At 73.2% G+C, this 21,498-nt stretch carries 15 protein-coding genes and 1 pseudogene; 11 read left to right on the top strand and 5 right to left on the bottom strand.

Features of this window, described 5'->3' with window-relative positions:
- Window positions 1-15 precede the first annotated feature (15 nt).
- The gene (locus ACIBNE_RS11150; protein WP_399271193.1) at window positions 16-474 is read right to left on the bottom strand and encodes a MarR family winged helix-turn-helix transcriptional regulator; all 459 of its coding nucleotides are present in this window, start codon (window positions 472-474) and stop codon (window positions 16-18) included.
- A 186-nt stretch (window positions 475-660) separates the two neighbouring features.
- On the opposite strand from ACIBNE_RS11150, the gene ACIBNE_RS11145 reads away from it, so the two are divergent.
- The 3 genes from ACIBNE_RS11145 (at window position 661) to ACIBNE_RS11135 (ending at window position 3,044) form a co-directional block, all read left to right on the top strand.
- Window positions 661-1,143: a carboxymuconolactone decarboxylase family protein gene (locus ACIBNE_RS11145; protein WP_399271291.1), complete on the top strand. Its 483-nt coding sequence runs from the start codon at window positions 661-663 to the stop codon at window positions 1,141-1,143.
- A 60-nt stretch (window positions 1,144-1,203) separates the two neighbouring features.
- Window positions 1,204-1,563 (top strand): glyoxalase superfamily protein, encoded by a 360-nt coding sequence (locus tag ACIBNE_RS11140; protein WP_399271192.1) that lies wholly within the window; start codon window positions 1,204-1,206, stop codon window positions 1,561-1,563.
- Window positions 1,564-1,703: 140 nt separating this feature from the next.
- Entirely contained in the window at window positions 1,704-3,044 is a 1,341-nt protein-coding gene (locus ACIBNE_RS11135; RefSeq protein WP_399271191.1) for a DUF1996 domain-containing protein, read from the top strand.
- 31 nt (window positions 3,045-3,075) lie between these two features.
- Here the strand turns inward: ACIBNE_RS11135 and ACIBNE_RS11130 are convergent, their stop codons facing one another.
- Window positions 3,076-3,474 (bottom strand): hypothetical protein, encoded by a 399-nt coding sequence (locus ACIBNE_RS11130; RefSeq protein ID WP_399271190.1) that lies wholly within the window; start codon window positions 3,472-3,474, stop codon window positions 3,076-3,078.
- 207 nt (window positions 3,475-3,681) lie between these two features.
- Here ACIBNE_RS11130 and ACIBNE_RS11125 point away from each other — a divergent pair, with 207 nt between their 5' ends.
- The 5 genes from ACIBNE_RS11125 (at window position 3,682) to ACIBNE_RS11105 (ending at window position 9,023) form a co-directional block, all read left to right on the top strand.
- Entirely contained in the window at window positions 3,682-5,607 is a 1,926-nt protein-coding gene (locus tag ACIBNE_RS11125) for a hypothetical protein (protein ID WP_399271189.1), read from the top strand.
- 127 nt (window positions 5,608-5,734) lie between these two features.
- Window positions 5,735-6,616: a metal-dependent hydrolase gene (locus ACIBNE_RS11120; protein WP_399271188.1), complete on the top strand. Its 882-nt coding sequence runs from the start codon at window positions 5,735-5,737 to the stop codon at window positions 6,614-6,616.
- Window positions 6,617-6,619: 3 nt separating this feature from the next.
- Complete coding sequence (locus tag ACIBNE_RS11115; protein ID WP_399271187.1) at window positions 6,620-7,687, top strand: PDR/VanB family oxidoreductase; 1,068 nt, start codon at window positions 6,620-6,622, stop codon at window positions 7,685-7,687.
- Between the two features lie 34 nt (window positions 7,688-7,721).
- Window positions 7,722-8,432, top strand: coding sequence for a TetR/AcrR family transcriptional regulator (locus ACIBNE_RS11110; RefSeq protein ID WP_399271186.1), 711 nt, complete (start codon window positions 7,722-7,724; stop codon window positions 8,430-8,432).
- A 45-nt stretch (window positions 8,433-8,477) separates the two neighbouring features.
- Window positions 8,478-9,023 (top strand): GNAT family N-acetyltransferase, encoded by a 546-nt coding sequence (locus ACIBNE_RS11105; protein ID WP_399271185.1) that lies wholly within the window; start codon window positions 8,478-8,480, stop codon window positions 9,021-9,023.
- Here the strand turns inward: ACIBNE_RS11105 and ACIBNE_RS11100 are convergent.
- The 3 genes and pseudogenes from ACIBNE_RS11100 to ACIBNE_RS11090 form a co-directional block, all read right to left on the bottom strand.
- The gene (locus tag ACIBNE_RS11100; protein ID WP_399271184.1) at window positions 8,960-10,609 is read right to left on the bottom strand and encodes a SpoIIE family protein phosphatase; all 1,650 of its coding nucleotides are present in this window, start codon (window positions 10,607-10,609) and stop codon (window positions 8,960-8,962) included. The two genes, ACIBNE_RS11105 and ACIBNE_RS11100, sit on opposite strands and share 64 nt — an antisense overlap.
- Before the next feature lie 173 nt (window positions 10,610-10,782).
- Window positions 10,783-16,098 carry a pullulanase-type alpha-1,6-glucosidase gene (gene pulA, locus ACIBNE_RS11095; protein ID WP_399271183.1) on the bottom strand — a complete coding sequence of 1,772 codons (5,316 nt, stop codon included), beginning with the start codon at window positions 16,096-16,098 and terminating at the stop codon, window positions 10,783-10,785.
- Window positions 16,099-16,429: 331 nt separating this feature from the next.
- Window positions 16,430-17,818, bottom strand: a pseudogene (locus ACIBNE_RS11090) (alpha-amylase family protein); the annotation flags it as partial.
- 339 nt (window positions 17,819-18,157) lie between these two features.
- On the opposite strand from ACIBNE_RS11090, the gene ACIBNE_RS11085 reads away from it, so the two are divergent.
- From ACIBNE_RS11085 to ACIBNE_RS11075, 3 genes are all read left to right on the top strand, one after another.
- Window positions 18,158-19,471 carry an extracellular solute-binding protein gene (locus ACIBNE_RS11085; protein WP_399271182.1) on the top strand — a complete coding sequence of 438 codons (1,314 nt, stop codon included), beginning with the start codon at window positions 18,158-18,160 and terminating at the stop codon, window positions 19,469-19,471.
- Between the two features lie 166 nt (window positions 19,472-19,637).
- Window positions 19,638-20,579, top strand: a complete 942-nt coding sequence (locus tag ACIBNE_RS11080) for a carbohydrate ABC transporter permease (RefSeq protein WP_399271181.1) — start codon at window positions 19,638-19,640, stop codon at window positions 20,577-20,579.
- On the top strand, window positions 20,576-21,424 hold the full coding sequence (locus ACIBNE_RS11075) for a sugar ABC transporter permease (protein WP_399271180.1): 849 nt from the start codon (window positions 20,576-20,578) through the stop codon (window positions 21,422-21,424). Before ACIBNE_RS11080 ends, ACIBNE_RS11075 begins: the two co-directional genes overlap by 4 nt.
- Window positions 21,425-21,498: the final 74 nt, after the last annotated feature.

The raw sequence follows: 21,498 nt of genomic DNA, 5'->3' as shown, positions 1-21,498 counted from the left end.
TGTGCTCGCGCCCCCCTACCCCGTCATCCAGCTCGCCGCGTCCAGGCCCGTCGCGCCCCCGGGGGCCACCTCCCGCAGGGCCTCCTCCATTCCCGTCACCCGGTCCTCCCCCAGCCGCGCGACCCACGCCCCCCGCAGCCGGTCGAAGATCTCCGCCGACAGGGCCAGCACCTCCGTGCCCCGCCGCGTCAGCCTGACGATCTTGCGGCGGGCGTCGGCGGGGTCGTCGGCCCGCTCCACGTACCCGAGCGCCTCCAGCCGTTCCACGGTCTTGCCCGCCGCCTGCTTGGAGACCCCGAGGCGCCGTCCGATCTCGCTCGCGGTCGCCCCGCGCACGCCCACCGCCTGGAGCGCGAACCCGTGCGCGGGGCGGGCGTCGGGGTGCCCCCGCTCCGCCAGCTCCGCGTGCAACTCGTCGATGAGCGAGCGGAACCCGGCGAAGAGGAGCAGCGGCAGTTCGTACCCCTCAGCCATGCGGAGCCCCGTCCTCCACAAGGAACCCCTTGCCAGGTTCGACAACCTCGTTTACCTTTTGGTCAATCACGTTGTCGAGTTTAGCCGAAGCCATCGGAGCCTCCCTTGCGACAGTCCCTCGCCACCGCGTCCCCCTACTTCCCCGACCACACCCCCGACACCGCCCCCGCCGAGGCCCGCCGCCCCATGCGGGCGGTCGCCGGGCACCAGGGCTTCCTGCCCGCCCCCGTCGCCCGCCTCGCCTCCTCCCCCGAACTCCTCGACGGCTTCCTGAAGATCAGCGCGATCTTCGAGTCCACCACCCTGGACCCGCTCTCCCGCGAGACCGTCGTCATGGCGATCGCGACCCGCAACGACTGCCACGTCTGCGTGGCGATGCACACCGCCAAGCTCACCGGGCTCGGCGCGTCCGCCGAGCTGATCGCCGCACTCCGCGAGCAGCGCGAGCTGCCCGACGAACGCCTGGAGGCCGTACGGCAGTTCACGCTCGCGGCCGTCGCGACGAGCGGCGCGGTCGCCGACTCCGACATGGACGCGTTCCTGGCCCACGGCTACACCCCGCGCAACGCCCTCGAAGTCGTCCTGGGCATCGGCGCCTACACCATGTCCACCCTCGCCAACCGGCTGACCGGCGCCCCGATCGACCCCCAGCTGGCGCACTTCGCCTGAGAGCCCGTGCGCCCGCACGGCCGTGCGCCCGTGCGCCCGCACGCCTGTGAGAATCGGCGCATGAGTGAACAGCCGTCCCGGCCCGAAGAGGCCATCCCCGTCCTCCGCGTCCTCGACGCCGCCGCGTCCGTCGCCTGGTACGCCCGCCTCGGCTTCCGCCAGCTCTGGGAACACCGCTTCGAACCCGGCTTCCCGGCCTTCGTGGAGATCGCCCGCGGCCCCATGCGGCTCTTCCTCTCCGAGCACGAGGGCGACGCCAGGCCGAACACCCTGGTCTACCTCCGGGTGCCGGACGTCGACGCCCTGGTCGCGGACTTCGGGGTGACGGGCGAGGACACCGAGTACGGCATGCGGGAAACCGAGCTGACCGACCCGGACGGCAACCGCATCCGGGTGGGGACGGAACTGCCCGAGCGGTAGCGGCCGAAGGGTAGCCCCCGCCGGGCCGGGGTGCGGGAGGTTTCGGGGAATTCGGGTGGCGTTGAGCGCCACGGGGCTTTCGTCCGTATGGAACGGCACGTTTCCCCCCACACCGAAGCAACCGAAGCAGAGGCACACCCATGGCACGACAAGCACAGCAGACCTCCCACAAACGCTCCCGGCGCGCCCGCCGCGCCGTCGCGGCCGCCACCGCGCTCCTCCTGGGCGGTGGCGGCCTGGTCGCCCTCAACGTCCGCGCGTCGGCGGACGAGGAGGGGGCCCCACCGCCCCGTACCGCGTCGGCCACCGTCGACTGCCCCGACGTCGCCCATGCCGTACGGAACCTCCCCGACGGCTCCCGGCGCGGCGTCGACGCCGAACTCGCCGCCGTGGACGACCAGATCACCGAGGCGTACCGGGCGCTCGCCGACGATCCGGGCGCCCCGCCGCGCGACGTGCTCGGGCCGCTCGGCGAGCGGCGCTCCGCGAGCATCGAGCGGCTCGTCGCCGCGACCGGGCAGCGGGAGCTGCGCGACCTCGCGCCGTGCGCGCTCGTCCCGGTCGCCGACGCGGCCGACCGCCCCTCCCCCGGGGGCAACGGCCCCGCGGCCGACGACTTCGCGCCCATCCGCTCCGCGCCCCGCGAAGCCCCCCGCCCCGGGCCCGCGCGCGGCGCGTCCCTCGGGTCGTTCACCACCGACTGCGGGCGCAACGCGAACGGGAAGTTCAACCCGGACAACGTCATCGTCGCGCCCGGCGTCGGCAACGGCGCCCACCACATGCACGACTACGTCGGCAACCAGGCCACCGACGCGTTCGCGAGCGACGCCGACCTCGCGGCCGGGGCGACCTCGTGCCGCGAGAAAGGCGACAGGTCCACGTACTACTGGCCCGTCCTGCGGCTCCAGAACGGCGTCGCCGAGGACGACGCCGACGCGGACGGCGGCGGCAGGGACGGCAACACCGGGGAGATCAGGACCCCGGCGCGGGTCACGCTCCGGTTCGTCGGCAGCCCCGTCGGCAAGGTCACCGCGATGCCGCGCTTCCTGCGGATCATCACGGGCGACGCCAAGGCGTTCACCAACGGCACCGCGAACGCCAACGCGTCCTGGAGCTGCACCGGGTTCGAGGACCGGCAGCTCAAGGACAAGTATCCGATCTGCCCGCGCGGCAGCCAGGTCGTGCGCACCTTCCGCTTCCAGAGCTGCTGGGACGGGCGCGGCACCGACAGCGCCAACCACCGCACCCACGTCGCCTTCGCCGACCGGGCCGGGCGCTGCCCGACCGGCTTCCGGGCGATCCCGCAGCTGGTCCAGCGGATCGTGTACGACGTCCCGCCGGGGCCCGGATTCGCCGTCGACTCGTTCCCCGAGCAGTTGCACAAGCCGGTCACCGACCACGGGGACTTCATCAACGTCTTCGACGAGCGGCTGATGCGGCGGCTGGTCGCCTGCATCAACGCGGGGCGCGTCTGCCGCTGACCGCCTCGCGCCGCGCGGCCGGTCGGCTCCCTCAGTGGTCCCGGGAGTCGTGGGCTCCGTGCCCCGCGCCCGACTCCAGGGTCCCGCCCAGCCGGCCGCGCAGCGCCTCCACCGTGTCCACGTCCCCCGACACCACCCACTTGCGGCCGACCAGGTACGTGCCGCCGTACGCCTTCGCGTCGTTGATCCACTCGCGCTGGCCGCGGTCGGTCGTGAAGGTGGTAATGACGTAACGCCCGTTCTTGGTGCGGCAGTTCGCCTGTCTCAGCTCGGGGGACCCGGCCCTCTCTGCGGGGACGCAGCCGACCCGTTCGGCCAGCGCCTCCAGACTGCCGCCGGGCGCGACGTCCTCGCTCGCGCAGGCGGTGAGTGCGGCGAGCAGGGCCACGGTCGCCGCCGCGAGGGCGGGCACGGTCCGCTGGTGCAGCATTCCGCCAGAGTGCCGTGCCGGGCGCGGCACACGGGGAGGTTCGCGCGATTGCGGTACAGGGCGGCACGGGGTGTGCTGTACGGCGGGGCGGATGGGCGGGGTACGGGTGGCGGGCCCGCCCGGCACGTCCAGCACAGGCGCCCCGCCGCACGCGCCCCGCGCCCCGCGCCGAAGTGACCATCGCATCAATCGCTCGTTTTGCTGAACGTGCGCCCACAGCAGCGGAACCCCCCGCTCCCCGTGCCCCTGGACCTCGCCGAAGCCGCCCTCGTCGAGCACTACCCCCGCCTCGTCCGCATCGGGTACCTCGTGCTGCCGCCCGCCCTCGGGCGCAACCGCCGCGTGCTGACCGCGCACTCCCTCGTGCAGCGCGCCCTCCCCCGGGGCCGGGCCGCGGCGGCCCACTCCCCCGCCGTGCCCGCCCCGCGCGGCGCGCGGCCCGGGGGCGACCCCGGGTACGCGTACGTCCGCGCCCGCGTGCTGAAGCAGGCCATCGACGCGGGCCTCCCGCTCCGCCGCAGGGGCCTGCCCAGGCGCGCGCAGCTGCCGCCCCTGCTGCCGCAGGTCTGGGGCCTGCGGCTCTTCCCGCGCTCCGGCGGCGCCGACGAACTCGTTCTGAACCAGCGGCTCTCCGCCCTCCCCGGACCGGCCCGCGCCGCGTACGCGCTGCGCGGGATCGAGCGGCTCGAAGACCCCGAGGTGCGCCGGGTCCTGACCGCCGCGGGGGTCACGGGCGCGGACGCGGACGCCGCGCTCGCCCTCGCGGACGGGGTGCGCCCCGCGTACGAGCTCCTGGAGTCACCGGAGTTCGACCCCTGCTCCCTCCAGGCCAGGCCCACCGACCTGATGCGCCGCAGACAGCACGCCAAGGCGGCGCTCGCCGCGTCCGCCGCGCTGCTGGTGTGCGGCGTGCTCCTCGGGCTGCCGGGCGAGGGCTGGGGCCCCGACGGGGCGGCCGCCCCGGTCTACGCCCGCAATCCGGCCGCCGAGCGCGCCCTCGACCCGGGCGCGCTGCGCCGCGTCGCGCCCGCCGAGTGGCGCCACGCCTCGCGCGCCGACTTCTCCGTGTGGCCCACGCGCGGCGACCGCGCCGCCGACCGCGCCCTGCTGCGCCGCGCGCTGGCCGTCTGGGCCCGCCCGGGGACGCGCGTGGAGACGACGGCGACGCCCGGCACCCCGGTCGGGCCGCCCATGGGCCCCGCCCAACTGCTGTACGCGGGGGTGGTCGACGGGGCCGCCGTGGTGCTGTTCTTCGACGGGCTGCGCGTCGTGCGGTACGCCGAGCCGGTCTCGGGACAGCGCGGCGCCGCGCTGGACTTCGCACGGGTCGACGGCGCCGCCGAGGCCGACGCGCAGGCGCTGGTCGTGGGGCGCACGGCGAGCGGCGTCCGCTATCTCACGGCGCCCTGGGTGCGCGCCGCCAAGGCCCGTGACCTGCTGCGGCCCGCCGCGCCCGGAGCCGTACTGCCGCTGGGCGCCGACGGGGTCACCGCGCCGCTCGCCGCGCCCGCGCGGGCGGGCGACTGCCGGAGCTGGGCCGCCCTGGAGCTGCGGGGCGCCGCCGCGACCCGGCTGCTGACCGACCTCGGCGAGCTGGCGCCCGCGCGGCTCACGTCCGGGGCGCCCGGGGCCCCCAAGGACGTGGTGGAGGGGGCCGGCCTCGCGGGCTGGGCGCGCACCGCCTGTCTGCTGCCCGCGTTCCGCTCGCACGGGGTGCGGTCCGTCAACTCCTGGCAGTTCGCCCGGCAGCCGCTGCCCGAGGACGGCGGCACGGCCCGCTGGCTGTGCACCCGCGCGGAGACCTGGCGGGGCGGCGGCAGCCGGGTGTTCGCGCAGTTCCAGGCCCCGGCGGCGGCGCCCGCCGCGCCCGGCGCGGTCGCGGCGCGGGCCGAGTCGTCGCCCGCGTGCGGGGAGCGGTACCCGAAGGTGCTGGCGGGCGTGCTGTGGAAGTCGCGCGGCGGGTCCTGGTACGTGCTGGCGGCGGGCAGCAACCAGCTCGTGTCGGTCGCCGCGTTCGGCGGCGTCACCGGCAGCGCGCGCGGCCCCCTGCTGACCGTGCCGGCGAAGGCGGGCGCGCGGGCCGAGCTGGCGGGACGGCTGGCGGACGGCACCGGGGTCGCGGCGCTCCGCTGAGCGGGACCGCACCCCGCTGCCGCACCCCCTGCCGCGTCCGGCGGCCCGCGACCGCATCCTCCCGCTTCGGAACTTTCTCGGCGCAAGGCCCTGTTGCCAACCCCGTACCCGTCAGTACATTGACGCCATGTCTAATACGCCGGAGTCGATCGCGTCGGAGCGGGCGCCTCTCAAGGCCCGCAAGGTCTCCTTCGGGTGGGAGGACACCCCGCTCCACTGGATACCGGGCGATCCGTTCACGACGCACACCATCAACGTGCTGCACCTGCTCCTGCCCGCGGGCGAGCGCTGGTTCGTGCACGTCTACAAGCAGGTGCTGCCCTACATACACGACGAGCGGCTGCGCGCCGACGTGATCGGGTTCATCGGCCAGGAGGCCGTGCACTCCCAGGCCCACGACGACGTGCTGCCGCACCTCAAGCGGCTCGGCCTCGACCCGACCCCGTACACCGCGCAGGTCGACTGGTTCTTCGAGAAGCTGCTCGGCGACCGCACGCTGCCGCCGGGCAGGGCGCGCCGGTGGTGGCTGATGGAGCGGGTCGCGACGATCGCCGCGATCGAGCACTACACGGCGTTCCTCGGGGACTGGGTGCTCAACGCGGACGCGCTGGACCGGCGCGGCGCCGACCCGACCATGCTGGACCTGCTGCGCTGGCACGGCGCGGAGGAGGTCGAGCACCGCTCGGTCGCCTTCGACCTGTTCATGCACGTCGACGGCGGCTACCGGCGCCGGGTGCGGACCTGGGCCATAGCCTTCACCGCCCTGCTCTTCTTCTGGCAGCGCGGCACCCGGTTCTTCATGGAGAACGACCCGAGCCTGCTCGACGGCAGGGCCAGCGTCCGGGCGTTCGTGCGCAGCGGCCGACGGGGCACCCTGCCGACGGCGGGCGCGATGGCCCGCTCGATACCCCGCTACCTCAGCCGCGCCTACCACCCCTCCCAGGAGGGCAGCACCGAGCAGGCCGTGGCCTACCTCGCGGCGTCGCCCGGCGCGAACGGAGGGCACTGAGCCATGCCGAGGATCCGTACCGTGGTGGCCGTCGCGGGCGCCGCGCTGCTGGTGAAGCGCGCGCTGGGCCGCCGCGTCGAGCGCTCACCGCTCTGGCCGCTGCCCGCCCTGGAAGAGCCCGTCTCCGGTTACGGCAGGGGCCGCACCGCGACCCGCCGGGTGCGCGTCACCGAGCGCACCGCACCCGCCGAAGGCGTCGTGCGGCTGCGCCTCGAAGGACCCGGGCTGCCCGACTGGGAGCCGGGTGCCCACCTCGACCTGGTGCTGCCCTCCGGTCTCGTCCGGCAGTACTCGCTGTGCGGCGACCCGGCCGACACCGACGCGTACACCGTCGCGACCCGGCTGGTCGAGGACGGCCGCGGCGGCTCGCGCGAAGTCCACGAACAGCTCCACGAGGGCACGGAGGTGGAGATCCGAGGGGTGCGCAACCGCTTCCCGCTGGTCGCCGCCGACGCGTACCTCTTCGTCGCGGGCGGCATCGGCATCACGCCCGTCCTGCCGATGGTCCGCGAACTGACCGCGCGCGGCGCCGACTGGCGGCTGCTGTACGGGGGCAGGGACCGGGCGTCGATGCCGTTCCTGGACGAGCTGGCGAAGCTCGACGCGGACGCGGGCGGCGGGCGCGTGACGGTCGTGGCGCAGGACGAGTCGGGGCACCCCGACCTGGCGGCCGCGCTCGCGGCGACGGCCGAGGGCACGGCGGTGTACTGCTGCGGCCCCGAGCCGCTGATGGACGCGGTCGCCGCGGCCCTGCCCGAGGGGCGGACGCCGCACCTGGAGCGGTTCGCGCCGGGCGCGCCGGGCGCGGGCGGCGCCTTCGACGTGGAGCTGCGGCGCAGCGGGGTCACGGTGCCGGTGGCGGCGGGCCGGTCGGTGCTGGACGCGGTGCGGGCGGCGGTGCCCGGGGTCTCGTACTCCTGCGAGCAGGGCTTCTGCGGAACCTGCCAACAGCGCGTGCTGGAGGGCGAGATCGACCACAGGGACGAGCTGCTGACGGACGGCGAGCGGGCCGACTCGATGCTGATCTGCGTCTCGCGGTGCGCGGGGACCCGGCTCGTCCTCGACCTCTGACCGGGCCGGGCACGGGGCTGGGTACTCTGTTTGTATGACCACCGGGGTGCGCCGCAGGATGGGTGTCGAGGAGCGCAGACAGCAGCTGATCGGCGTCGCGTTGGAGCTGTTCAGCCACCGCTCCCCCGACGAGGTGTCGATCGACGAGATCGCTGCGGCCGCGGGCATCTCGCGGCCGCTCGTCTATCACTACTTCCCCGGCAAGCAGAGCCTGTACGAGGCCGCGCTGCGGCGCGCGGCCGACGAGTTGGCCGAGCGCTTCCACGAGCCCCGCGAGGGGCCGCTCGGCGCGCGGCTGCTGCGGGTGATGGGCCGCTTCTTCGACTTCGTCGACGAGCACGGGCCCGGGTTCTTCGCGCTGATGCGCGGGGGGCCAGCGGCCGGGGCGGGTTCCTCGCGGACGAACGCGATGATCGACGAGGTGCGGCAGGCGGCCTACGAGCAGATAATCGCCCACCTCGGCATCCAGGAGCCGCCCGCGCGGCTGGAGTTGGTGGTCAGGTCGTGGGTGTCGCTCGCCGAGTCGACGGCGCTGATCTGGCTGGACGGGCGGAAGGTGCCGCGCAAGGAGCTGGAGCTCCAGCTCGTGCACGACTTCGCCGCGCTGGTGGTGGTGAGCGCCGCGTACGACGCGGAGATGGCGGGCGTGGTGGCGCGGGTGCTCGCCGGGGAGCCGCTGGAGGGGCCCTTCGGCGACCTCGTCGACCGGCTCGCGGCGCTGGCCCCGCGCATCCTGCCGGGGTAGCGGTCCCCCCGCCGCGGGCGCGGGCGCGCCCCGCATAATGCGCGCATGATCCAGATGCGCCTCGCCGTCCCGTCCGACGCCCCCCTCCTCGCCTCCCTCTACGACACCGCCGCCCGCTGGATGGCCGGTCGGGGCATCGTGCAGTGGAAGCCCGGCGGCAAGGACGCCGCACACTTCCTGCGGTGGATGGCGCAGGGCGAGGTCTGGCTCGGCGAGGAAGCCCGGGGCCGGGAGCGCCGCGTCATCGGGGCGTACGAGTTGTGGTGGGACGACGAGCCCGCCTGGGGCCCGCAGCCTCCCGTCGCCGGCTACGTCCACCGCCTCATGACCGACCGCGCGCACGCCCCCGCCGGCGCGGGCCGCACCCTCCTCGCGCACGCCGAGTCCCGCGTCGCCGCCCGCGGCAGGCGCCTCGCGCGGCTCGACTGCCTCTCCTCCAACCCGCGTCTGCGCGCCTACTACGAGGCCCTCGGCTACGCCGTCGTCGGCGAGGAGCCCCACAAGGAGGACCCCGGCGGCGGGGCGGGCTACGGCGTGACCCTCCTGGAGAAGCCGCTCCCCCCGGCCCCGTCGCCGCGGCCGTCCAGCTGAAGCGCCAGCAGCGCCACGTCGTCGTCCCGCTTGCCGAAGCAGTCCAGCAGCGTGTCGCACAGCGGCCCCGCCCCCGGCGGCGCGTGCGCCGCCGCGAGGCGCAGGCGTTCCATGGAGACCGCGAGGTCCGTGCCCCGGGTCTCGATCAGCCCGTCGGTCACCATCAGCAGCCGGTCGGCCGCGCCGATCGTGACCGCGCTCGCCGACGGGTGCGTGAGCCCGAGGCCGAGCAGCGGCCCCGCGGCGGCGGCGAAGGCGGTGTCGTCGCCCGCGACGACCAGGGGCGGGATGTGGCCCGCGTTGGCGACCTCCGCGCGGCCCGTCCGCGGGTCGATGAGCGCCAGGCAGACCGTGGCGGTGGCCTCGGGGTGGTAGAGCTGGAGCATCCGGTCGAGCCGGGTGAGGAGGTCGACGGGGTCGGGGCGGTCGGCGACGTACGCCCGCAGCGCGTGCCGCAGTTCGACCATGACGGTCGCCGCGTCGAGGGAGTGGCCCACGACGTCGCCGACCCCCACGAGCAGCCCCTTGGGCGTGGACAGCGCGATGTAGAAGTCGCCGCCGATCTCCGCGCTCGTCGACGCGGGCACGTACCGCACGGCCATTTCGGCGCCGGGCAGTTCGGGCGGCCGCTGCGGCAGGAAGCTGCGCTGGAGGGTGAGCGCGACGCGCCGCTCCTCGGCGTAGCTGCGCAGCGCGTCGGCGGACACGGCCAGGCTGCTGGCCAACTGACCTACGCAGAGCGCCATTTCGGGGTCGTCCGCGGAGTAGGCGGGCTGGGCGATGCAGACCGGCGGCTGGTCCACCCGCTCGCGGGCGAGCAACAGCCGCGCCCCGCCCGGCCCTTCGGGCTGGAGGAAGCCGGGCGGCCACAGCGGGGCGGGCGCCAGCAGGCCCCGCACCCCGGTCCGCCCCGCCATCGCCCGCTGGAGCAGCAGGGCGACGGCGGCCCGCGCGCTGTTGTCGGGGGCGCGCAGGGCGCGGCGCGGCTGGCCGACGTACAGCATGCCGTCGATGCCGAAGGCGAACGCGACGGCCGGGCCGCCGGTCAGTTCCGCCGCCCCGGCGGCCGCCAGGTCGACCAGTTCCTGCGGGGTGTGCGCGACGTGCAGTTCGGCGATGCCGACGGCGAGCCTGCTCAGCCGGTCCACCTGCGCCTCGGCGTCGTGGCGCGAGCGGGCGCCGCGCATCGCGGCCCGTACGACCGCCTGTATCTCCTCCGGTTCGACGGGGACGGTGAGGTACGCCTCCGCGCCCGCGTCGAGGCCCCTGCTGCGGTCGGCGGAGGTGACGGCCGCGGCCGAGAAGTGCACGACGGGGATGCCGGAGATGCGCGGGTGGGACTTGATGTGGCGGCAGAGGTCGAAGCCGCTCATGTCGGGCAGCCCGACGTCGACCAGCGCCGCGTCGGGCAGGGTGCCCGCGCGCAGCCCGGTGTCGAGCTTGACCAGGGCGTCGCCCGCGCTCGACGCGGGCAGGACGCGGTGGCCGGCCCGGTGCAGCACGGCCTCCATCGCGTACCGGTTGGCGTCCAGGTCGTCGACCACCAGCACGGTGGTCGACGCGTTCGCTTCTCGGGTGCTGTTCACCCGCTCCCCCTCACGGGATGCGGCGGCGGGGTGACGGAGCGTTCCCCCGTGGAGCACCTTCGCACCGCGACCACCCCCGGCACAGCGTTTTGGCCGACCCTCACGCCTGAGGACCGGCCAGAGCGCCTGCCTTTACGACACGTTCACGAACGGACGGACCCTACGGTCCGCCGTCACCGGCGGGCCGCGCGGAACACCGCCACCGTCCTGGCCGGCACGGTGAACGCGCCCGCCCCGGTCTCGTGGCGCGCGGTCTTCACCACCGCGTCCGCGCCCGCCGCCTGCACCGGGTGCAGCGCGTACGCCCTTCCGGCCAGCTCGGGCACCTTCTCCGTGCGCCGCTCGGGGGTCGCGTTGAAGACCACCACTAGGTCGCCCGCCCGCATGAGGACGACGCCCGGCGTCTCTCCGGTGCCCGACAGCGGGAAGGAGACGTCCCGCTGGACGGCCTCGGCCGTCGCGAGACCGAGCGCGCCCTCCGTCGTGCGGATCCGCAGCAGGTCCCGGTAGGCGGCCGAGGCGGCCGTCATCTCCGTACATCCGGCCCGCAGCTTCGGGTCCTTCAACAGGGGAAGCGCGTAGGGCCACTTGGTCCTGTTGTCGGCGGCGGGCGGCAGTCCCCGGCCGAATCCGTTGCCGTCCCGGCAGTCCCAGTTCAGTACGTTGAACCAGTCGCCGCTGTCGTAGGAGTTGCGGTCCAGGGACTTGGAGCGCAGCAGGTCGCTGCCCGCCTGGGAGAGCGCGGGGCCCTGGGAGAGCGCGGCGGTCGCCATGGCGAGCACCTGCATCCTGGCCCGGTCGCCGGGGGACGTGGCCGCCGGGAGCTTGAAGGCCAGCGCGTCGTAGAGCGTCTCGTTGTCGTGGGCGTCCGCGTAGGCGAGGGCGTCGCCGGGCTCGGCGGCGTATCCGGCGGGCGCGCCGTTGTAGTCGACCTCCGAGCCCTTCACCGTACGGCCCCTGGTGTCGGTGAAGCGGAAGTCGGCGAGGTTGCCGGTGAGGCCGACCTTGATGAGGTCCTGGTAGTGCAGCAGCCGGGCCCGCTGCTCCTCCCTGCTGCCGTTGGCCTTCGATGAGTTGGGGTCGGTGAACAGGCCGGAGGCGAAGCCCTGCACGCCCGGGTCGTCGTCGAAGGGGCCGCCGCCCCTGACGGCGTCGCGCGCGCGGTCGGAGAAGGTGGCGATGCCGGTGCCCGCCATGTTCTTCTGCGTGGCCTGGACGAAGCGCGCGTCGTCGGCGACCTCGCCGAAGTTCCAGCCCTCGCCGTAGAGCACGACCGCCTTGCCGTCGACGCCGTCCTTCTCGACGGTCAGGGCGTCCAGGGCGCGGCGCACGGCCAGCATGTTGGCCTTGGGGTGGTGGCCCATGAGGTCGAAGCGGAAGCCGTCGACCTTGTACTCCCTGGCCCAGGTGACGACCGAGTCGACGACGAGCTTGCCCATCATGGCGTGCTCGGGCGCGGTGTTGGCGCAGCAGGTGGAGGTGGCGACGGAGCCGTCGGCGAGCAGCCGCTGGTAGTAGCCGGGCACGATCCGGTCCAGGACGGACTTCTCGGACTGGCCGGCGGCGACGGTGTGGTTGTAGACGACGTCCATCACGGTCCGCAGCCCGGCGCCGTTCAGGCCCTGCACCATCCGCCGGAACTCCACGGTCCTGCGGGTGCCGTTCGGGTCGGAGGCGTAGGAGCCCTCGGGGACGGTGTGGTGCAGCGGGTCGTAGCCCCAGTTGTAGGCGTCCGCGGCGGCCGTCCTGGCGACGCAGGCCTGCTGCTCTTCGGAGTCGGGCGGGAAGGCTGCCAGGTCGCAGTCGGGGGTCCGCTGGTCGGACTTCTTCTCGGGGACGGTGCCGATGTCGAAGACGGGGAGCAGGTGGACGTACGAGGTCCCGGCGGCGGCGAGGGACTTGAGGTGGTTCATGCCCTTCGACGCGGTGTCGGTGAAGGCCAGGTACTGGCCCCGGTGCCTGGCGGTGCGGTCGGAGATCGAGAAGTCGCGGACGTGCAGCTCCTGGATCCGCGCGTCGCGCAGCGGCACGGCGGCGGGCTTCTCCAGCCCCCGCCAGCCCTCGGGGGCGAGTGCGGGGTCGGCGAGGTCGACGACGAGGGAGTGCGTGGAGTCGGCGGTCAGGGCGGTGGAGTAGGGGTCGGTGACCTTGTTGGTGACGACCTCGCGGACGCCGGGCGCCCACACCTTCACGGCGTACCGGTAGGGCTTGCCCGTCCAGCTCCTGCGGCCGGTCACCGACCAGACGCCGGTCGCGCCGTCGCGCTTCATCCGCACGGTCCTGCCGTCGAGTTCGAGCGCGACGGACTGCGCGGTGGGGGCCCACACGGACAGCGTGGGGCGGCCCTTCCGGTCGAAGACCGGCCCCAGGCGGGCGTTCCGCGCGTCGTACAACGCGTCGAGCGCGCCGGGCAGTTGGACGCCGGTCGCGGCGAGGAGCGCGCCGTTGGCGGCCCGCTGGGTCGCGACGACCTGGCCGCGCAGGGCGCCGCGCACCCGGTCGCGGTCGCGCGGGTCGACGGTGAACGCCGGATGGTCCTTCAGGTGCGGGTACTTGGCGCGCTGCGCGTCGGTGAGGGTGCTCGGGCCGAGCCGCAGCCAGCGGCCCTCGGTGGTCAACGCGCCGTCCACGACGGCGATGTCGCCCTTCTCGGAGTAGACGAGCTGCTGGCTGGTGTCCTTGGTGGCCCTCACCTTCCAGACGACGGTGTCGGCGTCGATCCACTGCGCCTCGGCCTTGGAGAGGTCGAGGGAGGTCCCGCCGAGCTGCGGCAGCAGGTACGCGGGCCGCCCGGCGAGCAGCCACACCTCGTGGCCGTACGTGCCGAGCGCCAGCGACTGGTCGCCCGGCAGGTCCTTCTCGTCGCCCTTGTGCAGGATGTAGCTGAGCGAGGTGGCGCCGGGTGCGAGCGGGACCTCGAAGGTCGCGCCGTACGCGTCCGTGCGGACGGGCCTCAGCGGCCCGGCCCAGTCGGTGGGGTCCTTGGCGCCGGTCCAGGTGTGCAGGCCCCAGCCGTCGTAGTCGCCGTCCGGGCGGTTGTAGTGGATGACCGCCTTGGTCCTGTCCTGCGGCGGGTGGGCGCCGTCGGGCGCGGCGTCCGCCTGGCCGTCCTTGCCCCGCTCGATCCACACCTCGCCGGTGCGGGCGAGGTTCACGACGCGCTCGGGCCCGTCGCGGACGCCGTCCTTCTCGACGGTGTACGCGAGGGTGCTCGCGCCCTCGGGCAGTTCGACCCAGGCGAAGGCGCCGTAGGCGTCGCGCCCGCCGAACGCCGCCCGTGCCGCGCCCGCCTTCACCTGCCAGCCGTCGTAGTCGCCGTCGGGGCGCTTGTAGTGCACGACGGCGTGGGTGCGCTCCACCGCCACGGGCTTCTCGGGCGGCGGGGCCTGGCCCGCCGTGGTCGAAGCGGTCGCACTGCTGGTCCGTCCTCGGCTGTCCACCACGACTGCCTTGTACCGCAGGGCGGTTCCCGCGGCCACCGTCGCGTCGACGTACTGGGTCACCTTGTAAGGGGCGTGGTCGGCGGACCCGAGGACCCGCCAGGGACCGTTGCCCGCCTGGGCGGCGAAGACGACGCGGTTCAGCTGTCCGCCGGTCACGTCGGCGGAGACCTCCACGGTGCCGGTGGCGCCCGCCGCCGGGGCCTTGAGGGTCAGCGCGGGCGGGTCGGCGGGCGGCGCCTGGGGCGCGCCCGCGCGCAGGACGACGCTGGAGAGGGCGGGCACGGTGACGGTGGCCCTGCGGTCGGCGCCGCTGCTGACCGTACCTTCGCCGCCGTAGAGGTACCGGAAGTCCGTGCCCGCCGAGCCAGTCGGCAGCTGGACGGTCTTCGGGTCGGCGCCGTTGTTGGCGGCCACGAGGTATTCGACGCGGGCCTTCGCGTCCGTACGGGAGAAGGCGTACACGCCCCCGTCCGCGTACCGCTCCTCCTGGACGCCGTCGCGCAGCGCCGGGTGCGCCTTGGTGAGGCGGGACAGCTCAGCGATCGACCGGTAGAGGGGGTGGGTCGGGTCGTAGGCGTCGGTGGCGTGGGTGCGGTCGGTGCCGATCAGGTCGTCGTCGAGGTAGTCGGGGGTGCGGGAGGCGAAGAGGGTCTGGCGGGCGTCCTTGTCGCCGCCCGCGCCGGTGAAGCCCTGCTCGTCGCCGTAGTAGACCACCGGGTTGCCGCGCGAGAAGAACATCAGCTCGTTGGCGAGGCGGGCGCGGCGCAGGAGCCGCGCGTCGTCGGCGCGGGGGTCGTCCTGCTTGAGGAAGGTGCCGATGCGGCCCATGTCGTGGTTGCCGAGGAAGGTCGGCGCCTCGTAGGCGTTGGCCTTGTCGGTGGTGTACCGGTAGTCCTGCGCGAACACCCCGGCGAGGCGCTTCGCGTCGGCGCCCTGGGAGACGTAGGCGCGCAGCGCGTCCTGGAGCGGGAAGTCGAGGGTCGCGTCGAGGCGGCCCCGGGTGACGTAGGGGGCGGTCTTCGCGGGGTCGGAGTCGTAGACCTCGCCGAACATGAAGAAGTCGTCCCGGCCGCGCTCGGCGGCGTACGCGTCGAGGGCGGTGGCCCACTGGGTCCAGAAGTCCAGGTCGACGTGTTTGACGGTGTCGATGCGGAAGCCGTCGATGTCGAAGTCGCGGACCCACTTCTCGTAGATCTTCTCCATGCCCGCGACGACCTCGGGGCGTTCGGTCCACAGGTCGTCCAGGCCGGAGAAGTCGCCGAGTTCGGCGCTCTCGCCCGCGAAGGTGGAGTCGCCCCTGTTGTGGTACAGCGTGGGGTCGTTGAGCCAGCCGGGCACCTTCTCGTCGCTGGTCGCCTTCGGGGTGTACGGGAAGGAGTCGCCGTCCACGTCCCCCTTGGCCCCGTCCGTGGGGCGGCCCTGCGGGTCGAGGTAGGGGAAGGCGCCCCTGGGCTTGTAGCCGTACTCCTTCTCCGCGTAGTCGACGGTGTCGGCGGTGTGGTTGGTGATGACGTCGAAGAAGACCTTCATGCCCTTGGCGTGGGCCGCGTCGATGAGGCGGGAGAGGTCGGCGTTGGTCCCGAAGTGCGGGTCGACCTGGGTGAAGTCGGTGATCCAGTAGCCGTGGTAGCCGGCCGAGGCGTCCTTGCCCTTCCCCTGGACGGGCTTGTTCTTGAAGATCGGGGCGAGCCAGATGGCGGTGGTGCCGAGGCCCTTGACGTAGTCCAGCTTCCGGGTCAGGCCCTTGAGGTCGCCGCCCTGGTAGAAGCCCTTGTCGGCGGGGTCGAAGCCGTGGGCGAGGCGGTCGCCCGGTATGCCCGCGCGGTCGTTGGCGGGGTCGCCGTTGGCGAAGCGGTCGGGGAGGACGAAGTAGAACTGCTCGCGGGTGAGGTCGTGGCGGGCGGGGGCGCTCGCGAGGGCGCGGTCGGAGGGGGGCGGTGGCGGTGGCTTCGCCCCGGGGGCCGGGGCGGCGGCGGCCGGGGCGACGGGGAGGAGCGCTGCGCACAGGGCGGCGATGAGGAGGGTTGCCCGGGGTCTGCTGGGCATGGGGGTGGGCTCCTTGGGTTGGTGGGTGGGTTGAGACGGGTGGGCGCAGGTGAGTGGGGCGCAGGTGAGTGGGCGGGCCGCTGCGCGGGGCGGTCCCCTACCCGCCCTTTCCCGAAACCCTGCCGGGGGCTGGGCGGGGTGGCGAGCCCGCCGAGCGCGGGTGGTGCCCTGCGGGCCGGTGGACGGCTGGCCGCGCAGTTCCCCGCGCCCCTATCGGGGCGCACCTGTGCGCAACGGGGTCGTCCCGCACAGGCGCCCCGTCAGGGGCGCGGGGAACTGCGCAAGGGTGGGGCAGATGCCGCGCGTACCCACCCCGCGCCCGCTAGGGCGCCGCGCAGCCCCGTGCTCCGACGTGCAGCGCGACCGCCGTCCCGGCCGGGACCGTCGCCGTGAACCATCCGTCCCCGTTCACGACCACCCCCCGCCCCGACTGCACGTCGCAGTAGACCCCGCCGGGCAACCCGGTCCGGAAGGACCGCGTCATCGCCGTGCCCTCGTGGTTGATGACGACGTACGCCTTGTCGCCCCGCCCGAAGGCGATCGCGTCGCCCCCGTTGTCCCACCACCCGGTCACGGGCTGTCCGCGCGAGACGTTCCGCAGGGCGACCATCGAGGAGATCTCGCGCCACGCGTGCTGGCACTTCCAGCCGTCCTGCCAACAGGCCGCCACCGCGCCCCCGTCGGGCGGTCCCGCGTCGCGGTCGGACCACTCGTAGCCGGAGTGGACGTCGGGCGCCCCGTAGGGCCAGGCGAGCATGAAGACGTTCGCGAGGGTGTAGTCCGCGCCGTCCTTGTAGTTGAGGGTGTCGCCGCCGCGCTCGGTGTCGTGGTTGTCGACGAAGACCGCCGACTTCCCGGACGGCAGGTACCCCCACCCCTCGCCGTAGTTCTTCAGGTAGGCGAGGTTCTCGTTCTTGAAGACGCGCTTGAGGTCGCGGGCGTAGCGGAACTCCTGGACGTCGCCGGTGCCCAGGTACTCGTCAGGGGAGACGGCCTCCCCCGCACCGTGGATCGCCTCCTGCTTCCAGTACGCGCCGGGATCGGTCAGCCGGGACTTGATGTTCGCGAGGTCGGCGGCCGGCATGTGCTTGGCCGCGTCGATCCGGAAGCCGTCGACGCCGAGCGACAGCAGGTCGTTGAGGTAGGCGGCGATGCGGCTCCGCACGTACTCCTCGCCCGTGTCGAGGTCCGCGAGCCCGACCAGCTCGCAGTTCTGGACGTTGGCGCGGTTGCCGTAGTCGTCGCCGATCCGGCTGCGGCAGTCGTCCATGTCGGCGCCGGACCAGATGCCGGGGTAGCGGTACTTCTCGTACGCGCTGCCGCCGGTGCCGGTGCCCGAGCCCGCCGCCATGTGGTTGATCACGCTGTCGACGACGACCTTCACCCCGGCGCCGTGGCAGGTGCCGACCATGCGGCCGAAGGCCGCCCGGTCGCCGAGCCTGCCCGCGATCCGGTAGCTGACGGGCTGGTACGAGGTCCACCACTGGCCGCCCTGGACGTGCTCCTGCGGGGGCGAGACCTGGACGTAGCCGTAGCCGGCCGGGCCGAGCTGGTCGGTGCACGCCTTGGCGACGGAGTCGAAGCGCCACTCGAAGAGCACGGCCGTGACGTCCTTCGGTCCGGGCGGCGCGGCCGTCGCGGCGCCGCCGGGCGCCGCGACGGCCAGGGCCGCGCCCAGCGCCAGGGCGAGCGCGGCGGCCAGGGGCCTGCTGCTGACCATGTTTCCTCCTGGGGACGGAGTCTCCTGGTGACGGAGTGCGGAAACGAAAGCGGCCTCGCAAGACAACGCGCCGTGCCCGAAAGGCTCTTGCAGTTCTTTGCAGCTATTTGCAGATCTTGCAGCAAGCCGTTCACATCCAGCCAGCGGCCCGCCGTGCAGCAGACCGTAGGAGGCGCCCACTCCGGCGTCAACCCTCAGGACACGGGGAGGTTACAACCTGGAAACCCGGCCGTTTTCTTCTTGCAAGGTCTTTCGCAAGCTCTTGCAGGACTGTTAACTTCACGCCGCAGCAGCCCAGCCCGAGGACAGGCGGGGCCTGACCTCAACGAGGAGATCAAGATGCGCATCAAGGGCATCAGGGGAATATCGGGCGTCGCTCTTGTCGGCGCCCTGGCCCTGACCGTCGGCGCCTGCGGCAGTGACGGCGGCAGCAGCGACAGCAGCGGCAAGAAGGCCGCCGAGGACCCGCAGAGCGTCAGCGGCTCCATCACCTGGTGGGACACGTCGAACGAGGCCGAGGGCCCCACGTACGACAAGCTGGTGAAGCAGTTCCAGGCCGAGTACCCCAAGATCAAGGTCCAGCGCACGCCGGTCTCCTTCGACCAGGCCGAGCAGAAGTTCAAGACCGCCGCGCAGAACGGCAAGGGCGCCCCCGACGTCATCCGCACGGACGTCGGCTGGTCGGCCGGGTTCGCCAACCTCGGGTACCTCCAGCCGCTGGACGGCACCCCCGCGCTCGACAACCCCGGGGACTTCATGGAGGGCCCCCTGTCGACGGCCAAGTGGAAGGGCGAGACGGTCGGCGTCCCGCAGGTCACCGACACCCTCGGGCTGCTCTACAACAAGGAGATCTTCGCGAAGGCCGGAATCACCAAGCCGCCGGCCACCTGGGACGAGTTCGTCGCCACCGCGAAGACCATCAAGCAGAAGACCGGCGTCGCGGGCACCCAGCTGAACCCCGAGGGCTACTTCTCGCTGCCGTTCCTCTACGGCTCCGGCGCCGACATGCTCGACGTCGAGGGCAAGAAGATCACGGTCAACTCCCCCGAGGCCGTCAAGGGCATGGAGACCGCGGTCGAGCTGACCAAGGGCGACGTGGCGCTCAAGCCCGCGTCCACCGACGGCTACGTCGCGGCCCAGACGTCCTTCAAGGACGGCAAGGTCGCCATGGTGATCAACGGCCCGTGGTCGGTCTCCGACGACTACAGCGGCAAGGCCTTCAAGGACAAGGCCAACCTCGGCATCGCCAACATCCCGGCGGGCCCCTCCGGCAAGGCCGCGGCCCCCATCGGCGGCCACAACTACTCGGTCTACCGCGGCTCGAAGAACAAGGACGCGGCGTACCTCTTCGTGAAGTTCATGGCCTCCGCCAAGAGCCAGGAGCTCACCGCCAAGGAGATCAACACCCTCCCGACGCGCAAGTCCGCCTACACCCCGGCCGTGACCGCCGACCCGGCGAAGAAGGCCTTCCAGCAGGCGCTGACGATCGCGAAGTCCCGCCCGGTGATCCCCGGCGTCGGCGACCTCTTCGTCGCGTTCGACCAGCACTACGTGAAGATCCTGCGCGGCGACAAGTCGCCCAAGGACGGGCTGGACGGCCTGGCGAAGGAGTGGAAGGACAAGCTCCTGAAGGACTACGAGATCGGCGGCTGACCCGCCGTACGGGCACCGGGCTCCAGCGGCCCGCCCACAGTCTCCGGTTCGGCCGGTCGGGGGACCTCTTCCCCGCTCCGCGTGGGACAGGCCCCACGCGCCCGGCCGGCCGAACCGGTCCGCACGACCCCGCCGAGCACCACCGCCGTACGCCTTACGGAGAACGATGAGCACCCTCATAGCCAGGACCCGAAGGTCCTTCGCCACCCACTGGTACGCGTGGGCCATGGTCCTGCCCGTGGTCGTCGTCCTCGCGGTCCTCGTCGGCTATCCGCTCGGCCGGGGCATCTACCTCTCCTTCACCGACGCCAACGAGGCCAACATCGGCCGCACCATCGGTGACTTCGAGGTCCCGGCGTCGTACGAGTTCGTCGGGCTCGACAACTACTGGAACATCCTCTCCGGCCAGGAGGGCTCGTTCTACCCGCGCCTGACCTGGACGGTCCTGTGGACCGCCTCCTGCGTCTTCCTGCACTACGCGATCGGCCTCGGCCTCGCGCTGCTGCTCAACCGCAAGATGCGCGGCCGCTCGGTCTACCGCGTGCTGCTGATCCTGCCCTGGGCGGTCCCGGCGTTCGTCGCCGCCTTCGCCTGGAAGCTGATGTACAACACCGACAACGGCGTGCTCAACGCGCTGCTCGGCAAGGTCGGCATCGGCGCGGTCGACTGGCTCGGCGACCCGACGATCCAGAAGCTCTCGGTCATCGCGGTCAACACCTGGCTCGGCGTGCCGTTCATGATGGTCGCCATCCTCGGCGGCCTCCAGTCCATCCCGCGCGAGCTGCACGAGGCCGCCGAGATGGACGGCGCGAACGCCTGGCAGCGGTTCTGGAACGTGACGGTCCCCGGCCTCAAGCCGGTCTCCTCGACCGTGATCCTGCTCGGCACGATCTGGACGTTCAACATGTTCCCGATCATCTACCTGGTGATCGGCCAGGCGGGCGGCACCGAGAGCGAGATCCTGGTGACGTACGCCTACCGGCTCGCCTTCCAGGGCGTGCGCGACTACGCGGGCTCCGCCTCGTACGGCATCGTGATCCTCTCCCTGCTGCTGGTCTTCTCCGTCTTCTACCGCAGGATGCTCGAACGCCAGGAGGCCGCCAAGTGAGCACCGTCAAGATCCGTGCGCGCGGCGAGCGCTCCCCCGCGGCGTCCTTCGCACTGCACGCCACCCTGGTCGTCGCCTCCCTGATCGCGCTGTTCCCGATCGCCTTCATCGTCCTGGTGTCGATCCGCGGCGAGAACGGCTGGACGCACCCGACGGAGATGGAGGGCTTCACGCTCGCCAACTACCGCCACGTGCTGGGCGACACCGAGTTCGCCACCTGGTTCCTCAACTCGGCGGTCATCGCGGGCGGCACGATGCTCGTCGGCGTCTTCATCTCGGCGAGCGCCGGGTACGCGGTGTCGCGGATGCGCTTCCCCGGCATGCGCCCGCTGATGTGGTCCTTCCTGCTGTGCCAGATGTTCCCGGTGGCCGTGCTGATCGTGCCGCTCTACAACATCCTCGGGAAGCTCGGCCTGCTCGACTCGTACGGCGGCCTGATCATCACGTACTGCTCGGTGTCCGTGCCGTTCTGCGCGTGGATGCTCAAGGGGTACTTCGACACCATCCCCACCGAGATCGACGAGTCGGGCCGGGTCGACGGGCTGACCCCGTTCGGCACCTTCTGGCGGCTGGTCGTCCCGCTGGCCAGGCCGGGCCTCGCGGTCACCGCGTTCTACACCTTCCTCACCGCCTGGGGCGAGGTCGCCTTCGCGACGTCCTTCATGAGCAGCGAGAAGAAGTACACGCTCGCGGTGGGGCTCCAGACCTTCGTCGGCCCGCACCGCGCCGAATGGGGCCTGATGACCGCGTCCTCGGTCCTGATCATGGTCCCGGCCGGGCTGCTCTTCTTCTTCGCCCAGAAGCACCTGGTGGCCGGCCTGACGGCGGGCGGCACCAAGGGCTGACGCAGGCGGGGAAGGGCTCGGAGCCCGAACCTCGTATCCGGTCCGCGCCGCGACGCGTTGACCCCGTAACGGCA

Source organism: Streptomyces sp. NPDC050504, assembly GCF_044458065.1.
Classification (GTDB): domain Bacteria; phylum Actinomycetota; class Actinomycetes; order Streptomycetales; family Streptomycetaceae; genus Streptomyces.
This window is presented reverse-complemented; position numbering and strand designations above follow the sequence as displayed.

Excerpts from the sequence above, each read along its gene's own strand:
- ACIBNE_RS11115 (WP_399271187.1), top strand. The coding sequence starts at position 6,620 with ATGCCGAGGATCCGTACCGTGGTGGCCGTCGCGGGCGCCGCGCTGCTG.
- ACIBNE_RS11105 (WP_399271185.1), top strand. The coding sequence starts at position 8,478 with ATGATCCAGATGCGCCTCGCCGTCCCGTCCGACGCCCCCCTCCTCGCC.
- pulA (WP_399271183.1), bottom strand. The coding sequence starts at position 16,098 with ATGCCCAGCAGACCCCGGGCAACCCTCCTCATCGCCGCCCTGTGCGCA.
- ACIBNE_RS11085 (WP_399271182.1), top strand. The coding sequence starts at position 18,158 with ATGCGCATCAAGGGCATCAGGGGAATATCGGGCGTCGCTCTTGTCGGC.
- ACIBNE_RS11135 (WP_399271191.1), top strand. The coding sequence starts at position 1,704 with ATGGCACGACAAGCACAGCAGACCTCCCACAAACGCTCCCGGCGCGCC.
- ACIBNE_RS11150 (WP_399271193.1), bottom strand. The coding sequence starts at position 474 with ATGGCTGAGGGGTACGAACTGCCGCTGCTCCTCTTCGCCGGGTTCCGC.
- ACIBNE_RS11080 (WP_399271181.1), top strand. The coding sequence starts at position 19,638 with ATGAGCACCCTCATAGCCAGGACCCGAAGGTCCTTCGCCACCCACTGG.
- ACIBNE_RS11120 (WP_399271188.1), top strand. The coding sequence starts at position 5,735 with ATGTCTAATACGCCGGAGTCGATCGCGTCGGAGCGGGCGCCTCTCAAG.
- ACIBNE_RS11130 (WP_399271190.1), bottom strand. The coding sequence starts at position 3,474 with ATGCTGCACCAGCGGACCGTGCCCGCCCTCGCGGCGGCGACCGTGGCC.
- ACIBNE_RS11110 (WP_399271186.1), top strand. The coding sequence starts at position 7,722 with ATGACCACCGGGGTGCGCCGCAGGATGGGTGTCGAGGAGCGCAGACAG.
- ACIBNE_RS11145 (WP_399271291.1), top strand. The coding sequence starts at position 661 with ATGCGGGCGGTCGCCGGGCACCAGGGCTTCCTGCCCGCCCCCGTCGCC.
- ACIBNE_RS11140 (WP_399271192.1), top strand. The coding sequence starts at position 1,204 with ATGAGTGAACAGCCGTCCCGGCCCGAAGAGGCCATCCCCGTCCTCCGC.